Source organism: Roseovarius roseus (assembly GCF_043355935.2).
Lineage (GTDB): Bacteria > Pseudomonadota > Alphaproteobacteria > Rhodobacterales > Rhodobacteraceae > Roseovarius > Roseovarius roseus.
The window spans coordinates 13375-30324 of record NZ_JBHFPE020000017.1 but is presented as its reverse complement, the minus strand read 5'-3'; the positions used below and the strand labels follow the sequence as shown (position 1 = coordinate 30324).

General features: G+C 66.4%; 16 protein-coding genes. 5 read left to right on the top strand and 11 right to left on the bottom strand.

Features of this window, described 5'->3' with window-relative positions:
* The first annotated feature begins 73 nt into the window (after positions 1-73).
* From ACEWPL_RS17220 to ACEWPL_RS17205, 4 genes are read left to right on the top strand one after another with little or no spacing between them, the layout of a single operon-like run.
* Positions 74-973, top strand: coding sequence for a formate dehydrogenase accessory sulfurtransferase FdhD (locus tag ACEWPL_RS17220; protein ID WP_393930729.1), 900 nt, complete (start codon positions 74-76; stop codon positions 971-973).
* Positions 970-1563: a molybdenum cofactor guanylyltransferase MobA gene (gene mobA, locus ACEWPL_RS17215; protein WP_393930727.1), complete on the top strand. Its 594-nt coding sequence runs from the start codon at positions 970-972 to the stop codon at positions 1561-1563. The genes ACEWPL_RS17220 and mobA overlap by 4 nt, the downstream gene beginning before the upstream one ends.
* Complete coding sequence (gene mobB / locus ACEWPL_RS17210) at positions 1560-2051, top strand: molybdopterin-guanine dinucleotide biosynthesis protein B (protein WP_393930725.1); 492 nt, start codon at positions 1560-1562, stop codon at positions 2049-2051. Before mobA ends, mobB begins: the two co-directional genes overlap by 4 nt.
* Entirely contained in the window at positions 2048-4186 is a 2139-nt protein-coding gene (locus ACEWPL_RS17205) for a molybdopterin-binding protein (RefSeq protein ID WP_393930723.1), read from the top strand. The genes mobB and ACEWPL_RS17205 overlap by 4 nt, the downstream gene beginning before the upstream one ends.
* Here the strand turns inward: ACEWPL_RS17205 and ACEWPL_RS17200 are convergent.
* The 9 genes from ACEWPL_RS17200 to ACEWPL_RS17160 all read right to left on the bottom strand — a co-directional run bounded on the left by ACEWPL_RS17200 (position 4183) and on the right by ACEWPL_RS17160 (position 13855).
* Positions 4183-5211, bottom strand: coding sequence for a trans-3-hydroxy-L-proline dehydratase (locus ACEWPL_RS17200; RefSeq protein ID WP_393930721.1), 1029 nt, complete (start codon positions 5209-5211; stop codon positions 4183-4185). The two genes, ACEWPL_RS17205 and ACEWPL_RS17200, sit on opposite strands and share 4 nt — an antisense overlap.
* Positions 5212-5223: 12 nt before the next feature.
* Positions 5224-6903, bottom strand: a complete 1680-nt coding sequence (gene lhpI, locus ACEWPL_RS17195; RefSeq protein WP_393930719.1) for a cis-3-hydroxy-L-proline dehydratase — start codon at positions 6901-6903, stop codon at positions 5224-5226.
* Between the two features lie 12 nt (positions 6904-6915).
* Positions 6916-7917, bottom strand: a complete 1002-nt coding sequence (locus ACEWPL_RS17190) for a 4-hydroxyproline epimerase (protein WP_393930717.1) — start codon at positions 7915-7917, stop codon at positions 6916-6918.
* A gap of 10 nt (positions 7918-7927) precedes the next feature.
* Positions 7928-9148 carry an NAD(P)/FAD-dependent oxidoreductase gene (locus ACEWPL_RS17185; protein WP_393930715.1) on the bottom strand — a complete coding sequence of 407 codons (1221 nt, stop codon included), beginning with the start codon at positions 9146-9148 and terminating at the stop codon, positions 7928-7930.
* Positions 9148-9870, bottom strand: a complete 723-nt coding sequence (locus tag ACEWPL_RS17180) for an amino acid ABC transporter ATP-binding protein (protein WP_393930713.1) — start codon at positions 9868-9870, stop codon at positions 9148-9150. Before ACEWPL_RS17180 ends, ACEWPL_RS17185 begins: the two co-directional genes overlap by 1 nt.
* Complete coding sequence (locus tag ACEWPL_RS17175) at positions 9863-10516, bottom strand: amino acid ABC transporter permease (protein WP_393930711.1); 654 nt, start codon at positions 10514-10516, stop codon at positions 9863-9865. The genes ACEWPL_RS17180 and ACEWPL_RS17175 overlap by 8 nt, the downstream gene beginning before the upstream one ends.
* A 10-nt stretch (positions 10517-10526) precedes the next feature.
* Positions 10527-11192: an amino acid ABC transporter permease gene (locus ACEWPL_RS17170; RefSeq protein ID WP_393930709.1), complete on the bottom strand. Its 666-nt coding sequence runs from the start codon at positions 11190-11192 to the stop codon at positions 10527-10529.
* Positions 11193-11289: 97 nt separating this feature from the next.
* Positions 11290-12099: an ABC transporter substrate-binding protein gene (locus ACEWPL_RS17165; RefSeq protein WP_393930707.1), complete on the bottom strand. Its 810-nt coding sequence runs from the start codon at positions 12097-12099 to the stop codon at positions 11290-11292.
* 238 nt (positions 12100-12337) lie between these two features.
* Complete coding sequence (locus tag ACEWPL_RS17160) at positions 12338-13855, bottom strand: aldehyde dehydrogenase (NADP(+)) (RefSeq protein ID WP_393930705.1); 1518 nt, start codon at positions 13853-13855, stop codon at positions 12338-12340.
* 111 nt (positions 13856-13966) lie between these two features.
* Between ACEWPL_RS17160 and ACEWPL_RS17155 the strand changes: the two genes are divergently transcribed.
* Positions 13967-14998 (top strand): Ldh family oxidoreductase, encoded by a 1032-nt coding sequence (locus ACEWPL_RS17155; RefSeq protein ID WP_393930703.1) that lies wholly within the window; start codon positions 13967-13969, stop codon positions 14996-14998.
* Positions 14999-15051: 53 nt separating this feature from the next.
* On the opposite strand, the gene ACEWPL_RS17150 is transcribed toward ACEWPL_RS17155, so the two are convergent.
* Entirely contained in the window at positions 15052-16014 is a 963-nt protein-coding gene (locus ACEWPL_RS17150) for a dihydrodipicolinate synthase family protein (RefSeq protein WP_393930701.1), read from the bottom strand.
* 173 nt (positions 16015-16187) lie between these two features.
* Positions 16188-16892, bottom strand: a complete 705-nt coding sequence (locus ACEWPL_RS17145) for a GntR family transcriptional regulator (protein ID WP_393930699.1) — start codon at positions 16890-16892, stop codon at positions 16188-16190.
* Between the last annotated feature and the right edge of the window lie 58 nt (positions 16893-16950).

The following is a 16950-nucleotide window of genomic DNA, read 5'->3' as shown; positions in this document are numbered from 1 at the left end:
TGAGCGCCCCCGCATGGTGATGGCGCTGCGGAAAAGGCGCCGATACCGCGGGCTTAGCCGCCCAGCCAAGGAGATGCAATTGCCCCCGCCCGATGACAGCCCCTACATCATTGCCCCCTCGCCCGCAGCGCCGGGCCTGACGCGCGCCGTCAAGGGCACAGATCACGAGGGGCGCGCCCAGACGATCAATGTGGTCGAGGAACGCCCGCTGACGATATTCCTCAACGCGCAGGAAATCGTGACCGCCATGACCATCGGGGATTACCCCGAATACCTGGCGCTGGGATTTCTGCGCAATCAGGGGATGCTGAAGGATGGCGAGGCCGTGCTGCGCGTCGATTACGACGACGAGCTTGAAACAGTGGTCGTGCGCACCGACGGGCGCACGACCTATGAGGACAAGCTGAAGAAGAAGACCCGCACCAGTGGCTGCGCCGTCGGCACCGTTTTTGGCGACATGATGGAGGGGCTGGAGGGCGTGACATTACCCGGCGCGCAGGTGCGCACCTCGCATCTCTACGCCCTCGCGCATGTCATCAATACGACGCCCAGCCTTTATCTCGAGACGGGCGCGATCCATGGCACGGTCCTCTGCGAAGGGGACCACCCGCTGGTCTACATGGAGGATGTCGGGCGCCATAACGCGGTCGACAAGATCGCGGGCTGGATGCTGTCGGAAGGCGTGGGGCCCGAGGGCAAGATACTTTACACCACCGGACGGCTGACCTCCGAAATGGTGATCAAGACTGCGCTGATGGGCATCCCGGTGCTCGCCTCGCGCTCGGGCTTTACCGCCTGGGGGGTCGAGATCGCACGGCAGGTTGGCCTCACGCTGATCGGTCGGATGCGCGGGCGCCGCTTCGTCTGCCTTTCGGGCGAAGAGCGCCTCTTGCGCGACGCCGATCCCGCGCATGTGGCCGAAGAGGACGGCAAGCATCGGCGCAGGGGGGCAGGCGCGGAGGAAGAGCAATGAAACAACCCTATGCGATCATCCTCGCAGGTGGCTTGGCCACCCGCATGGGCGGCGGCGACAAGGGGCTCTTGCCGCTGGGCGGCACGACCTTGCTCGACCACGTGATCCAGCGGGTCACACCGCAGGTGGCCGCGGTGGCGCTTAACGCCAATGGCGATCCGGCGCGGCTGGACCGCTTCGGCCTGCCGGTCCTGGCCGATCCGGTCGAGGGCTATGTCGGCCCCTTGGCGGGCGTTCTGGCAGGCATGGACTGGGCCGCGCAGCAGGGCGCGGAAACGGTCGTTTCCGTTGCCGCCGACACGCCGTTCTTCCCCTGTGATCTGGTGCCGCGCCTGTTGCTGGCCGCCGAGGGGATGGAGGCGCCACTGGCTCTGGCGGCGACGCCGGACGGGCGGCACCCGACCTTCGGCCTCTGGCCCGTCGCGCTGCGCGATGATCTGCGCGCCGCGCTCATGGGCGGCCTGCGCAAGGTAGTTCAGTGGACTGATGCGCATGGGGCGAAGGCGGCAATGTTCCCGGAGGACGGCGATCCCTTTTTCAACGTCAACACACCCGAGGATCTGGCCCGCGCGCAGGAGCGGGCCGAATGAAGGTCTACGGCGTCACCGGCTGGAAAAACGCGGGCAAGACCGGCCTGATGGAGCGGCTGGTGGCTGAGATTACCGCGCGCGGGCATAGCGTCTCAACCATCAAGCACGCGCATCACAGCTTCGACGTCGATCAGCCGGGCCGCGACAGCTATCGCCACCGCGCGGCGGGCGCGCAGGAGGTGCTGCTGGCCTCGGGGCACCGCATCGCGATCATGCAGGAGCTGCGCGGCGCGCCCGAGCCGGAACTGGATGTGCTGCTGGCCCGCCTCTCGCCCGTCGATCTGGTGCTGATCGAGGGCTACAAGCGGGCGCTCCACCCCAAGGTCGAAGCCTATCGCGCCGAGGCCGGCAACCCCCTGATCGCGCCGGATGATCCCAGCATCCGCGCCGTGGCCGCTGACTGCGCGATAGACGCGCCCTGCCCTGTCATGGACCTCGACGACACGCGCGCCATCGCCGATTTCATCCTGCGCGAGGTGGGGTTGTGAGCGGCTTCGACAGCATCCTGATAGTCGACTGGTCCGCAGCGAGCACGCGCCCGCCCGCCCGCCCGTCCAAGGATGCGATCTGGATGGGATTCGTGCAGGACGGCGCTCCGCAGGAGCCGATTTATTGCCGGACGCGGACCGAGGCCGAGGCGCGCATCAAAGCGATCATCGAGGCCGAGCGCGTCGCCGGGCGCCGCCTGCTGGCGGGGTTCGATTTTCCCTTCGGCTATCCGCGCGGCTTCGCGCGGCGGGTGACCGGCGGGGATGATCCGCTGCATTTGTGGGATTGGCTGGCCGATCAGATCACCGACAGCGACGAGGGCGAGAACAACAGGTTCGAGGTGGCCGAGACGCTGAACGCGATGTTCGATGGACTAGGGCCATTCTGGGGCAAATCGCACCGTGATCGCTGGCCGGGCGTGCCCTATCGCAGGGAGGGGATCGTGTATGACACGATCCCCGAGAAACGCGCCTGCGATCGTGAGGCCAACGCGGCGAGCAGTTGTTTTCAGCTTTTCTATCCTCCAACGGTTGGCAGCCAAGTCCTGATGGGGCTGCCCATGCTCTGGCGGCTGCGCCGTCTGCCCGGCGTCGCCGTCTGGCCGTTCGAGCCGTGGCAGGAGGCGGATGTCGTGCTGGCCGAGATATGGCCCGGCCTGATCGAGCCTGCGGTGCGCACCGCCATGGCCGAACGCCCCAGCCAGATCCGCGATGCGGTGCAGGTGGATCTGCTGTCGCGCGCGCTGGCGAGCATGCCCGAGGACCGGCTGGGCGCGCTGATGTCGAACCTGCCCCGGGATGCGCAAGAGGAGGCCTGGATCCTCGGCGCCGGCCACGCCGCAGAGATGACGGCGCTGGCGAAGGGCGAAGGCAGCGCGTCGCCAGCCCCGCCGCCCCTGCACGATGATTGCTTTGCCATGCCTGCCGGCACCGACTGGACACCGGTGGACGAGGCGCTGGCCGCGCTGCATGCCGGGTTGCACCGCGTTGTCCGCAGCGGCCCCTGCCCCGTGACGGGGGCCGCTGGCCGCATCCTTGCCGCGCCGGTGACCGCGCGCCGCGCCAGCCCGCCGCACGCCAATTCGGCGGTGGATGGCTATGGCTTTGCCCATGCCTCCCTGCCGCCGGGCGATCCGGTGATGCCGCTGGCCGAGGGCCGCGCGGCGGCGGGTGCGCCTTATGACGGTACCCTGCCTGCGGGCCACGCCCTGCGCATCCTGACCGGCGCGATCCTGCCCGCAGGCGTCGACACCGTCATCCTGGAGGAAGACACGCGGCAGGGCGAGGGCCAGATCGCCTTTCGCGCAGGTATCAAACCCGGCGCGAATACGCGCCGCGCGGGCGAGGATATGGACGAGGGCGCCGAGGTGCTGCCCGAGGGCCGCGTGCTGACCCCCGCCGATCTGGCGCTGCTGGCCTCTGTCGGCATCGGCGAAGTGGCGGTCTATGACCGGCTGCGAGTTGCAGTGATCTCCACCGGAGACGAGCTGATCGAGGCTGGCGGTGACGCCAAAGCCGGGCAGATATTCGACGCAAACCGCCCCATGCTGCTGGCGCAGATCGCGCGCTGGGGGATGGAGGGCATTGATATGGGCCGCATTCGCGATGACCGCGCCACCCTGCGCGCCGCGCTCGATGATGCGGCGGGCCGCGCGGATGTCATCCTCACCTCGGGCGGCGCGTCGGCGGGGGATGAGGACCACGTCTCGGCCCTTCTGCGCGAGGCGGGCGCGATGCGGGAATGGCGCATCGCGCTGAAACCGGGGCGGCCCTTGGCCTTGGGGCTATGGCGGGGCGCGCCGGTCTTCGGCCTGCCGGGCAATCCGGTGGCGGCGCTGGTCTGCACGCTGATCTTCGCGCGCCCGGCCCTCGGCCTGCTCGCAGGCGCAGGATGGAGCGCGCCGCAGGGATTTCACGTCCCCGCCGGCTTCGCCAAGTCCAAGAAACCCGGCCGCCGGGAATATCTGCGCGCGCGCATCCGCGAGGGGCGCGCCGAGGTGTTCCGCTCCGAAGGCTCGGGCCGCGTCAGCAGCCTCAGCTGGGCCGATGGACTGGTTGAGCTACCCGATAGCGCCGCGGAAATCGCGCCGGGCGATCCGGTGCGCTACATTCCCTTCGGCAGCTTCGCGCTTTAGCGCGCCCCCCAGGTATCCGACAGACGATACCCTTCGGGCCAGGGATCCTCGGGGTCCAGCATGTGCTGATGCGTGCCGGTGATCCAGCCGCGCCCCGAAAGCTCCGGCAGGATGGCAGGCTTACCGCCCACGGTGGTTTGGCCCACGATCTGTCCTGCGAAGGTCGAGCCGATCAGCGACACTGCCGTCAGCGTATCCCTCATCGCCATCTGGCCTCTTGCGGCCAGCACCGCCATCCGCGCGCTAAGCGCCGTCCCGGTGGGCGAGCGGTCGATCTTGCCTGGCCGCACCGCCACGGCGGCCCCGGCGCGCAGGGCGCTGCCCTCGCGCGTGACCGGTCCGGCGAAGAGGCAGAACGAGATATGGCGCCAGTCGGGATTATCCGGATGATGAAATCCCAGCTGCTCATTCGCCGCCGCCGTGATCTGCACCCCCAGCTTTGCCAGAGCGTGCGCCTCCTCGGGCACCAGCGAAAATCCCAATGCCGCGGCATCGACAAAGACGAAGCTGTCGCCGCCATAGGCCGTGTCGACCGTAAACGTGCCTAGGCCCGCGACCTCAAGCTGCGCATCCAGCTGCGCGGCAAAGCTGGGCAGGTTTTGCACATGGATGCGCTGCGCCTTGCCGTAGCTGCATTCAGCACGCACCTTGACCAGACCGCCCGGCGCCTCCAGCAGCATCTCTGTCACAGGCTCGGTCATCGGGATGATACCGCTGTCCAGAAGGACGGTGGCGACGCAGATCGAGTTGGACCCGGACATGGGGGGCGTGTCCTCAGGCTCCATGATGATGAAGGCCGCGTTCGCCTCCGGATGCTTGGGCGGGACCAGCAGATTGACATGGCGAAAGACGCCGCCGCGCGGCTCGTTCAGAACGAAATTGCGCAAGGTATTGTCAGCGGCGATCCAGCGGCTCTGCTCCCAGATGGTGTCCCCCGGCGGCGGGGCGACACCGCCGACAATGACATCGCCGACCTCGCCCTCGGCATGGGCGGAGATGACATGGATGGTCTTTGTGCTGCGCATTTCGGTGCCTTTCTAGGAGGTGAGCCAGGGCGGCGGCATGTCGGGTGCGGTGCCGGTGATCGCGGTTTCGGCGCAGTCGGCCAGGCTGCCAAACCGCACGGCGCGGCCCGATAGGCCCGGCGCGTAATGGGCGTATTTACCAGAATTGGTCATCAAGACCTTGGCCGAGGTCGGAAACACCGGCTCGGAAATCGAGCACCAGCAGATATCCGGCACCACCTGCACGCCGGATCTTTCAAGACTGGCTAGGGTGCCATCGGCGCGGATCGCGTCCAGCACCTGCTGCCCGACGGTGGCGATGACGTTCGTGCCACCGGCGCGTTTGCGGCCCGCCAGAACGGCGTCCAGCGCGTGGCACTCGGACAGCGAGAAATGCGGGCTGCCGAAGGCGATCAGATCGACCTTTGCGGGCGCATCGTTGAACTGCTGCCACGCGTGGGCCAGATCCTGCGCACCGAGGCGCACGGCGTCGGCACCCCTGTCCAGCGCGCCCTCCGCCTCGGGCGTCACGCCCGCGACATGCAGCATGGGCGCCGCCGAGGTGGTGCCGAACGCGGCGCAGAGCGCCTTGAGATCGTCGGCAGATGGCGCAGTATGCTCAAGCCCCGTGATCAGCGGGATCCGGTCGGGCGCGGCGCGTCCCACCAGCCACCCGAGTAGCGGCCAGAGCGCATCGTCATACCCCCCCGGCAGATCGACATGCACCGCCCGGCGCGCGCAGCGACCGGCGTCCAGATAGACCCCCGAAAGCGGCGCGCGCCCCGTGAGCGCAATGAAAAGATCCATGAAATCCGGGTGCTTGACCGTCCGCGCGCCCAGCACCGAATTGGCGTAGATCACGGCGTTCGACTCGGACCAGCCGATCATCTCGCCCAAGGCGGGCGGCTCCTCCAGCAGATAGGGCGCGCAGGTGAAACTGGGGCGCGCGCCCATCTCGACATAAGCATCGGCCAGTTTTTGGGCGGGCGTGCCGAAGAGCGGCGGCACGCCCTGGGACTTCCAGTTGGAATGGTCGACCGAAATGGCGTTCATCGTCGTCGGAACGCGCACCCGCCCGCCCATATCTGCCATGCGGCGCGCAAAGGTGAGGTTGGCGGGACTGGCATAGATACAGCCGTCGATATGCGCGCGGGTCACATCCGTCAGCTGCGTAGCGCGCTGCCCTGCAGCCATGGTGCAGATCACCTCGAGCGCCAGCTGCGCCGCCTCTCCCTCGGCACCGTCCAGCATGGCGCGGTCTGCATCGCTCAACTCCAGCGCGGCGGTGGGCGGGGCGGCAAGGTCCAGCGTCCAGCCCCCGGCCACCAAACGCCGGTCCGCGATATCGGCATGGTCCTCACCGGCCAGCCTGCCCCACACCTCGGCGCTCAGCCGCAGCACCGCCAAAGGCTTGCCGAACATGCGCCCCGCGATCAGCGCACCTAGGGTCAGGATGTCCTCGTTTTCGCGAAAGACCAGCGCAACGGGGGCGTTACCGCCCAGCGCAAGTTCCAGTAGAACGCCGCTCCCGGTGCAGGAGCCGCGGCTGGTGGGCAAGAGCAGCACGGCACCGGCAATCGACTGCCCATGCAGCGGGTGATGCGCGTCGATTACCATGCCCGTGGTCGCATTGACCCCGCCCCAGAAGCTCAGCCCCTCGGCGCTGGCCAAAACGGGGCCGGATGCGTCCGCCTCGACGATGATCTGGCCCATGCGGCCCCCCTATCAGATGACGACGAAGCCATGCGCGAATGGATCGCGCTCGTCGATGAAGATGGTGTTGAGACCGGTCACGCGTGCCCATCCGGCGATGGAGGGGATGATGGCGGGTTGGCCCGCGACTTCGGCCTCCGCCTCATAGCGGCCCCGGAAGAGCGATCCGATGATGCTCTCATGGATGAACTCATCGCCGACCTTCAGCAGCCCCTTGGCCGCGCGCTGCGCCATCCGGGCCGAGGTGCCGGTGCCGCAGGGCGAGCGGTCAATCGCCTTGTCGCCGTAGAAGACGGCATTGCGCGCATGAGCGCCCTCCACGCGCGGCGCGCCGGTCCAGAGGATATGGCTGAGCCCGTTGATTGCCGGATGCTCGGGGTGAATGAACTCGTATTTGGCATTGAGCGCCGCGCGCAGTCTCGGACTGAGGCCGATCAGCTGCGAGGCGGTGAAATCGGCGATGTCGGCGAAATTCTTCTGCGGCTCGACGATGGCGTAGAAATTGCCGCCATAGGCCACATCGACGACGATCTCGCCCAGCCCCTCGACCTCGGCGGTCAGCCCCTCGGAGTGGAGGAAGCCCGGCACGTTGGTCAGGCGCACTTCCTCCACAAAACGCCCCTCCTGCCGGTAGGTCACATTGACCCGACCGGCGGGCGTCTCGAGCGCCAGCTGGCCTGGCACGGATGGTTTCACGAGGCCATTCTCCAGCGCAATGGTGACGGTGCCGATGGTGCCATGGCCGCACATCGGCAAACAGCCGGACGTCTCGATGAAGAGGACGGCGATATCGCAATCGGGGCGCGTCGGCGGGTAGAGGATGGAGCCAGACATCTGGTCATGCCCGCGCGGCTCGAACATCAGGCCGGTGCGGATCCAGTCGTACTCGGCCAGGAAATGCGCGCGTTTCTCCAGCATGTTGGCGCCGCGCAGGATCGGCGCTCCCCCGGCGACGAGGCGCACGGGATTGCCGCAGGTATGGCCGTCAATGCAGGGAAAAATGTATTGGGTCATGTGTGCCTCCCTAGAACCGCGCGGGCGAGAATGGGGCCATGTCGATCCCCGGCGCCTGTCCTGTCAAGAGATGCGCGACGATATCGGCGGTCGCCGTTGATTGTGTCAGGCCCAGATGTCCGTGGCCGAAGGCGCAGATGACATTGCGGTGCCCCGGCAGCGGGCCAATGGCGGGCAGGCTATCGGGCAGCGAGGGACGGAACCCCATCCATTGCGTGCCGCCCGAGGTATCGAGCTCCGGAAAGAAGGTCTTGGCCTTGCGGAGCATCGCATTCGCGCGCTTGTAATTGGGCGGCGCTGTCAGCCCGCCCAGCTCGACCGCACCGCCGACGCGCAGACGCCCGTTCAGTTTTGACATGACAAAGCCATGCGCGGGAAAGGTAATGTGCTGGCGGAGGTCGATCCCCCCATGCGGCAGAGTGGTGTTGTAGCCGCGCTCGGTTTCAAGCGGGATTTTTATGCCGGCGGTGCGCGTCAGGTGATGCGAATGCGCGCCCGCCGCGATCACCACGCGGCCCGTCATCTCGCCCGCGCCGGTGGTCAGGCCGTCCTGAGTCAGCGCCTCGACATTCGCGATGACGACCTCGCCGCCATTCGCGACGAACTTTTCCGCCAGCGTTTCGACATAGACCTTCGGATCGTCGATCGTGACCCAGCCGGGGGTAAAGGTGGCATGAGTAAAGCGCCGGGACAGTCCGGGCTGCATCTGCCGGATCTCGTCGCCTTCGAGATGGCGGAACTCGACACCGCCGTCTTGTCGCGCGCGCCAGCCTTCCAATGATGCTTCAAACTCTGCCTTGCCCTCGTAGACCTGCAACTGCCCCTCGCGGCGCAGCATGTTGGACGCGCCTGCGCGGGCCAGGAACCCGTCCAATGTGCCTTGCGCATGACGCATCATCGCCGTTTGAGCGATGGTCGATGCGGCGACCTGTTCCGGGCGGCTCGCGCGCCAGAAGCGCCACATCCACGGCAAAAGGCGCGGCGCGTAACCCATCGGCACGCTGAGCGGCCCCAAAGGGTCCAACAGCCACTTCGGCGCCTGCCGCATGATGCGCGGCGAGGCGAGCGGCAGGATATCGGCAAAGGCGAAGGCGCCGGCGTTGCCCGCAGACGCGCCCGCCGCCGGCCCCTCGCGGTCGATCACGCGCACAGTTAGCCCGCGCGATTGCGCCTCGAGCGCGACGGACAGGCCGATGACCCCTGCGCCGACAATCAGCACCGTTTGGGGCATCAGCGCACGCTCGATAGAAACTTGGCTGTGGCCTCGCTCTTGGGCGCGCCGAAGATCTGCTCGGGCGGTCCGATCTCGGCCATGACGCCGCTCTCGAAATAGGCGACGCGGTTCGACACGTCGCGGGCAAAACCCATCTCATGCGTGACGCAGATCATGGTCATGCCGCCCTCGGCCAGAAGTTTCAGCGTATCGAGAACCTCGCCCACCAGCTGAGGGTCGAGCGCCGATGTCACCTCATCGAAAAGCATGTAATCGGGCGACATCGCCAGCGCGCGGGCGATCGCCATGCGCTGCTGCTGCCCGCCCGAGAGGCGGCCGGGATAGACCTTCATCTTGTCCGCGAGGCCAACATGGGTCAGCTGTTTTACCGCGATCTCCTCGGCCTCGGCACGGCCCATGCCCTTGACCTTGCGGGGGGCGAGCGTGACGTTTTCGAGCACCGTCAGATGCGGGAACGCGTTGAACTGCTGAAACACGATACCGATATTCTGGCGCAGCTTGTTGAGGTCGGTGCCCCGCGCATGGACCACGGTGCCGTCGACGGTGATCGTGCCGCTGTCGATCGGCTCCAGCCCGTTGATGCAGGTCAGCAGCGTGGATTTGCCCGAGCCTGATCCGCCGATCACAGACACGACCTCGCCCTTCTCCACGGTCAGGTCGATGCCTTTCAGCACCTTGAGCGCGCCAAAGGATTTATGGACGTTCTCGATCTCAATCATTCTCTTGCCACCTTCGTTCCAAATGTCCGCCCAGCCGCGCGATGGGAAAGCTGATGGCGAAATAAATCGCGCCGGCGATCAGCAGGATCAGCATCGGCTCTTGCAGGCGCGTCACGATGATCTGGCTGGCGCGCAAAAGCTCGATGATACCCAGCCACAGCACCAGCGCGCTGTCTTTCATAACGCCCAAGGTCAGCCCGATCCAGCTGGGCAGGCCGACGCGCAGCGCCATGGGAAAGACGATTTGCGTCATGTCCTGCCCCCATGTCAGCCCCAGCGAGCGCGCGGCGCGGCGCGTCACCACCGGTACCGCGTCGATGGCGCCGCGCACGATCTCGGTGCAATAGGCAGAGGTGTAGAGTGCGAGCACGATGCAGGACGTGGTGAAGGGTGAGATTTGCAGCCCCGCGATGGCCTGGAATGCATTGGCGAGGATCAGCTGGATCAGCAGCGGCACCGAGCGGAAGATATCCAGCACGAAGACCAGCGGCAACGTTAGCCACGGGTTCACATGGCTGCGAATGACGCCGAAGGCGAGGCCCATGAGCGTGCCGCCGGTCACCGCGAAGAAGGTGATCGCCAGCGTGACGCCCGCGCCTTTCAGCATGAACCAAAGGTCGTTGAGGGAGAGGCCGGTGTCGAACATCAGAGCCCCCTCAATACCGGAAGAGACGCCAGGCGAGCAGACGCGCGCCCAGCATCACCGCCTTGGCGATGCAGTAATAGATAACTCCCGCGAGCGCGAAGAGCTCAAAGGTGCGGAAAGTGCGCGCGTTCAGCTCTTGCGTGACGCCCGTAAGGTCCGCGTTGAGGCCCACCGTCACACCCAGCGAGGTCATCAGGATCGCCCAGACCATCTGGTTGGTGCTGGGCAGAAACGCGATGCGGAACATTTGCGGCAGCACGATCAGGCGGAACGCCTTGACCGGCCCCATCCCCAGCGACCGGCCCGCCCGGACCTGCGTCTCGGGGATGGCGCGCAGCGCGCCGCGGAAGGTCTCGCAGAGGTAGCCCGCATTGTTGAAGGTGATCCCGGCCAAAAGCGCGATATATGGGCTGAGGTAGATGCCGAAGGATCCAAGGCCGAAATGCGCCATGTAGATCTGGAAAAGCGCGGGTGTGTTGCGCGCCACCTCGACCCAGGCGGTCGCCGGGCCGCGCAGCCAGATGGATTTCGAATTGCGCCCCACGGCCAGCAGAACCGCGATGGCAATGCCAATTGCCATGGACAGGAGCGAGATCTGCATCGTGACCACCGCCCCCTCCAGCATCTGCGGCAGGGCGCGGAAGGCTTGCCTCCATTGAAAGGTGTATTCGAACATGCCGCGCTCCGGATGGGGCCAATCAATTAGAGGTGATGGGCAAGAAAAGGCCGGGCAAGGGGCAACGCCGCGCCCCCTGCCCGGCCCAGCCTACGGCTTAGTAGTAGACCTTGTCGACGGTCAGGCGCGGTGCGTCGCCGCCGATATACTTTTCGTAAAGCTCATCGTAGCGCCCGGTGCGGACCTGCTGATTGACGAAGAGATCGAGGTAGTTCAGCAACCCATATTCCTGGCGCAGCGCGATCAGGCCGACATAGTCGATGTCATACGGCGCCTCGCCCGTCATGCTGAGCCCCTCGTATTTGCCGCCCTGCACGATGGCCGACGCGACCGTCGACGTCACGACAGTGGCGTCGATCTGACCCTGCGAGAGGGCAAGGAACACGTCCGCCTGGCTCTGATACGAGCGGAACGAGCCGCCGTTGCCCCATTCGTTGATGTCCTCTTCGAGGCGGATCGCCTCATAGGTGCCTGCCACCGATCCGACGGTCTGGCCCGCGAGCGCCTCGTAGGTCTCGAGGCCTGCATCGGCATTGGTCACGACGTTGAACGTGAAGGCGAAATAGGGGATCGAGAAGCCGACGGTGCGCGCCCGCTCCAACGTGTCCGAGGTGGAGGCGATGCCCACATCGGCGCGGCCAGAAACCAGCGCCGGGATACGGTCCGGAAAGGGCGTTTCGACGATTTCGGCCTCGACATCCAGCGCCTTGGCCAGGTCGTTGCAGTAATCCACGTCAAAACCGACCGGCTCATTATTGGCATCGCGCGAGCCCATGGGCGGAAAGTCCAGCACAACGGCGCAGCGCAGCGTGCCCGAGGCGATGATGTCGTCCAGCTTGTCGGCCTGCGCGGCGGGGGCCACCAGCGCCGCGGCGATCAGAGCACCGGCGAGTTTAATGAATTTCATGATTATCTCCCTGATTTTTTGTCTCGTTGTCGTGCCGGCCTGCCTTGATGCATCCGCAGCGAGTCGGGCCTGAATTCAGCGAACACCAGATGGTTTTTGAATACAAGTTGTATACTATCGCCGTGAAAAGAAAAATGCGCCCTCTATTGGCGGGCACAGGCGCCAAACACGAAAAACGGCGCGCAAGAGGATGCGCGCCGCTGCCATGTTTTGGGCCGAGCCGACCATTGCGTCAGGGTCAATGCCCGAGGCTTTCGGGCAGCAGACCGGCGGGCATGTTCTGATAGCAGACCGGGCGCAGGAACCGGCGGATCGACAGGGTGCCGACGCTGGTGGCGCCGAAATTCGTGCTGGCGGGGTAAGGCCCGCCATGCACCATCGAATCCACCACCTCGACCCCGGTGGGAAAGCCATTGACCAGAAGGCGACCCGCTTTCCGTTCAAGGATTGGGGTCAGCGCGCGGGCGACCTCCATGTCGTCGTCATCCATATGCAGCGTCACGGTCAACTGCCCTTCCAGACCGCGCGCGATCTGCATCATCTCGTCCTCAGAGGCGGCGCGCACGATCAGGCCCAGCGGGCCGAAGACCTCGTGATGCAGTTCGGGATTCTCCAGAAAGGCCGCGCCGCTGGTTTGGTAGAGCGCGGGGGCGGCGCTGCGGCCCTTCGCCTCGGATACATGCACAGCCTCAACCTGCGGCGCGACCGCGACACGGGCACGGCCCTTGTCAAATGCCTCGGCGATGCCGTCGGTCAGCATGGTCTGCGGCTTGACCTCCTGCAATGCCGCGCCTGCTGCGGCGACCATCCGGTCCGCCGCAGCGCCATCAGCAATCACTGCGATGCCAGGATTGGTGCAAAACTGCCCAGCACCCATCACCAGCGATCCGGCCCAACCCTTGCCGATTTCCTCGGCGCGCGTCTCGGCGGCACGGTCCAGCACGAACATCGGGTTGACCGAGCCCAGCTCGCCGAAAAACGGGATCGGCTCGGGACGCTGGGCGCACAGATCAAAGAGCGCACGCCCCCCCGCAAGGCTGCCGGTAAAGCCGACAGCCTTGATCAGCGGGTGCAGTACGATGGCCTGCCCCACCTTGCGGTCACCGCCCTGGATCAGGGAAAAGACGCCGGGCGGCATATCGCTGCGCTCGGCCGCGGCCTTGATCGCCTCGGCGACGATCTCGCCTGTGCCGGGATGGGCCGAATGGCCCTTGACCACCACGGGACAGCCAGCCGCCAGCGCCGCCGCCGTGTCGCCCCCTGCGACCGAAAAGGCGAGCGGAAAGTTGGACGCGCCAAAGACCGCGACGGGTCCGATGGGCCGCTGGATCATCACCAGATCCGGGCGCGGGGCGGGCGCGCGGTCAGGCAGGGCCGCGTCATGACGGCGGTCCAGATAGGCGCCATCGCGGATGTGGTCCGCAAAAAGGCGCATCTGGCCCACGGTGCGGCCCCGCTCGCCCTCCAGCCGAGCCTCGGGCAGGCCGGTTTCCTGCGTGCCGATCTCGGTGATCTCGGCGCCGCGCGCCTCGATCTCATCCGCAATGGCCTCAAGGAAATCGGCCCGCGTGGCGCGGCTGGTGGCGGCATAGGCCTCGAACGCCTCTTCGGCGGCCTGCACGGCGCGGTCGACCAACTCGGGCGTTCCCACGGCATAATCATGTGCAGGGCCATGCGCCGGCTGGGAGGCGAAGGTCGCCTTGCCCGCGATCCACTGGCCGGCGATCAGGTGTTTTCCATGCGGGGTGAAAGGCATATCATTCTCCGTAGTTCCTTTGGCAATGCGGGCGCGGCCCCTTGCCTTGATATCCACATGCATACAGTGTGTATGCAATAACGCAACCGCGACCAACCCCGGCGAGGCCCCATGACTGACACCACCCTGACTCACGACGCGCTCATCACCCGCGTCTCGCAGATTTTCCAGCGCGCGGGGCTGAGCGCGCTGCAATCGGATGCCGTCGCTCGCACCATCGCGGCGGGCGAGCGGGACGCCTGCAAATCGCATGGCATCTACCGCATCGACGGCTGCTTGCGCACGGCCAAGGCCGGCATGGTCACGCTGGACGCGGTCCCCGAGCTGGGCGGCGATGGAGGCGCGATCGTGCGCGTCGCGGCCAAGGGCGGTTTTGCCAACGCCGCGTTCGAACTGGGCGCGCCCGAGCTGGCAAAGCGCGCCAAGGAGCTGGGCATCGCCGCACTCGTGATCAACGACTGCACCCATTTCGCCGCCCTCTGGCCCGAGATCGAGACGCTGACCGCCCACGGCCTCGCCGCGATGGCGATGTGCCCCAGCTATTCCAGCGTCGCGCCCTCGGGCGGGAACGAGGCGCTTATGGGCACCAACCCCTTCGCCTTCGGCTGGCCGCGGGCCGAAAGCGATCCCTACGTCTTCGACTTCGCCACCAGCGTCGCCGCCCGCGGCGAGATCGAGCTGCACCGCCGCGCCGGCACCCCCCTGCCCGAAGGCTGGGCGGTGGACAGCGACGGCAACCCCACAACCGACCCCGAGGCGGCGCTGGACGGTGCCATGCTGCCTTTCGGTGGGCACAAGGGCTCGGCGATTGCGACGATGATCGAGCTGCTGGCCGGTGTGATGATCGGCGATCTGACCAGCCGCGAGGCGCTGGACCGGCTGGGCAACTTTACCCTTCTGCCCGGCCATGGCGAGCTGATCCTCGCCTTCGATCCGACGCGATTCTCGGCCGGGCGCGAGGGCGATCCGATGGCGCGGGCCGAGACGCTGTTCTCAGCCATCGTCGGCCAAGGCGCTCGCCTGCCCTCGCAGCGCCGCTTTGCCGCGCGCAAGAAGGCCATGGCCGAAGGGATCACGCTGACCGCCGAGGAAATCGCGCATCTGGACCGGCTGCAAGAGCATGGCCTCGACGCCGTAGACTGAAACGCAAAACGGCCCCGCCATCGCTGGCCGGGCCGTCTGCAATTCTGCGCCCCTCAGGCCGCGTATTTGCTGACCACGCCGGGCTGCTTGCTCCACTCGGCATACCACGCGCGGAAAAGCTTCAGCTGCGTCTCGGCAAAGCCGCGCTGGCTGTCCGAAAGAACGTCATCCTCGTTGAAATGCAGCGCATATTCCTGCTCGCCGTTCAGCACCATCATATGCTTGAAATACAGCACCAGATCGGGGCCTGCGTCGAAAGTGGACAGGACCTGCATCGCGGTGTCGAGCTCCAGCGCGCGCTCGCGCGCTTCGGCATCGCCGGCCGCCGCTGCCTGACTGAGCGCGACAAGGTGCAGCACCTCGCGCGGCAGCACGTTGCCGATGCCGGTGATCGCGCCCGCCGCGCCGCAATTGACGAAGCCGTGGAACACGGTGGTATCGACGCCGATCATCAGAACGACCTCGTCATCGCCGCTGGTGATGTTTTCGGCCGCATAGCTGAGATCGGCGGGGCCGCCGAATTCCTTGAATCCGACGAGGTTCTTGTGCTCGGCCCGCAGCGCAAAGAAAAGATCGGCGCGGGTGGCAAAGCCGTAATAGGGGCTATTGTAGATCACCGCCGGCAGATCGGGCGCGGCCGAGAGAACCGCCTTGAAATGGCTACGCTGCGCGGCGGGCGAGATGCCCCGTGACAACACGCGCGGGATCAGCATCAGGCCCTGAGCGCCCACCTTTTGCGCATGGGCCGCATGCTGGGCCGCGACCCTGGTGTTGACCGCACCGGTGCCGACGATGACGGGCACACCCGCCTCGACAAGGCGCGCGACACCCTCCATCCGCTGCTCGTCCGTCAGCAGCGGCCAGTCGCCCATCGAGCCGCAATAGACCACCGCGCGCATGCCCAGATCGATCAGCTCGCGCCCCTTGCGCACCAGCGCATCGTAATCGGGGCTGCGGTCTGCCTTGCAGGGCGTCATCAGGGCGGGCACCGTGCCCGAGAAAATGCTGGTTTTCATAGTGGTCTCCTTGAGGATCTGGACCGGGATGGGCCGCGGCGCATCCCGGCGGGGCCGGACATGGACGGGCCAGACGCGGCTGTGCCCTGATCGTGGAATCGGGCAGATGATAGCATTTGTATATTTCTTGTCGACAGAAATTATGCGCGCATTTCTGCCGAGGGATTACCGTCTTACAAGGCGATGTCGCGGCGGCGGTCCTTGGCGATCATCGTGCGGATCTTCCCCGTGATCTGATCGGCATGCGCCTTGGCCAGCCGGTCACAGGCATCGACATCCTGTGCCTGGATCGCCGCAATGATCTCTTCATGTTCGGTGACATAGCGTTGCGGCAGGCGATCATCGAAGGCCGAATAATAGAGGCGCAGCAGGCGCCGCCCCTCGTCCAGCAGACGCAGAAACAGTCCCTCGTAGTACGGGTTGCGCCCGGCGGCGGCGATGGCGGCATGAAAATCCCGGTTGGTCCCGATCATCGCCAGCGCGTCCTGCGCGGTGACCGCCTGCGCGAATTCCGCCTGCCGGGCGCGGATCGCCACCAGATCGGCCTCTGTGCGATGCTCGGCGGCAAGGCGGGTGGTGACGCGGTACATCAGCGTGATGGCGTCAAAGAATGTGTGCAGGTTCAGGAAGTCGATATTCGCCACCACGGTCGAGCGGTTGGGCAGCGTCGTCACCAGCCCCTCGCCCGCCAGCCGCACCAGCGCCTCGCGGATCGGCGTGCGCGACATGGCCAGCCGTTCCGAGAGTTGCACCTCGTCGATGGGGCTGCCCGGGGGCAGCGTGAGGTTCAGGATCTCGTCGCGCAGCACGCCGTAGATGAATTGCACGCCCGATCCGCGCTTGCGTTCGGTCGGTTTACGGGATGAGGTTGCAGACATGACGCCTCCTGTGTGCCGAGCGGCAAAATACAGGCCCCGCCGGTCCGATCAAGCGCAA

Excerpts from the sequence above, each read along its gene's own strand:
- ACEWPL_RS17160 (WP_393930705.1), bottom strand. The coding sequence starts at position 13,855 with ATGCCTTTCACCCCGCATGGAAAACACCTGATCGCCGGCCAGTGGATC.
- mobB (WP_393930725.1), top strand. The coding sequence starts at position 1,560 with ATGAAGGTCTACGGCGTCACCGGCTGGAAAAACGCGGGCAAGACCGGC.
- ACEWPL_RS17145 (WP_393930699.1), bottom strand. The coding sequence starts at position 16,892 with ATGTCTGCAACCTCATCCCGTAAACCGACCGAACGCAAGCGCGGATCG.
- ACEWPL_RS17220 (WP_393930729.1), top strand. The coding sequence starts at position 74 with ATGCAATTGCCCCCGCCCGATGACAGCCCCTACATCATTGCCCCCTCG.
- ACEWPL_RS17180 (WP_393930713.1), bottom strand. The coding sequence starts at position 9,870 with ATGATTGAGATCGAGAACGTCCATAAATCCTTTGGCGCGCTCAAGGTG.
- ACEWPL_RS17155 (WP_393930703.1), top strand. The coding sequence starts at position 13,967 with ATGACTGACACCACCCTGACTCACGACGCGCTCATCACCCGCGTCTCG.
- ACEWPL_RS17200 (WP_393930721.1), bottom strand. The coding sequence starts at position 5,211 with ATGCGCAGCACAAAGACCATCCATGTCATCTCCGCCCATGCCGAGGGC.
- ACEWPL_RS17175 (WP_393930711.1), bottom strand. The coding sequence starts at position 10,516 with ATGTTCGACACCGGCCTCTCCCTCAACGACCTTTGGTTCATGCTGAAA.
- ACEWPL_RS17185 (WP_393930715.1), bottom strand. The coding sequence starts at position 9,148 with ATGCCCCAAACGGTGCTGATTGTCGGCGCAGGGGTCATCGGCCTGTCC.
- ACEWPL_RS17190 (WP_393930717.1), bottom strand. The coding sequence starts at position 7,917 with ATGACCCAATACATTTTTCCCTGCATTGACGGCCATACCTGCGGCAAT.
- mobA (WP_393930727.1), top strand. The coding sequence starts at position 970 with ATGAAACAACCCTATGCGATCATCCTCGCAGGTGGCTTGGCCACCCGC.
- ACEWPL_RS17170 (WP_393930709.1), bottom strand. The coding sequence starts at position 11,192 with ATGTTCGAATACACCTTTCAATGGAGGCAAGCCTTCCGCGCCCTGCCG.
- lhpI (WP_393930719.1), bottom strand. The coding sequence starts at position 6,903 with ATGGGCCAGATCATCGTCGAGGCGGACGCATCCGGCCCCGTTTTGGCC.
- ACEWPL_RS17150 (WP_393930701.1), bottom strand. The coding sequence starts at position 16,014 with ATGAAAACCAGCATTTTCTCGGGCACGGTGCCCGCCCTGATGACGCCC.
- ACEWPL_RS17165 (WP_393930707.1), bottom strand. The coding sequence starts at position 12,099 with ATGAAATTCATTAAACTCGCCGGTGCTCTGATCGCCGCGGCGCTGGTG.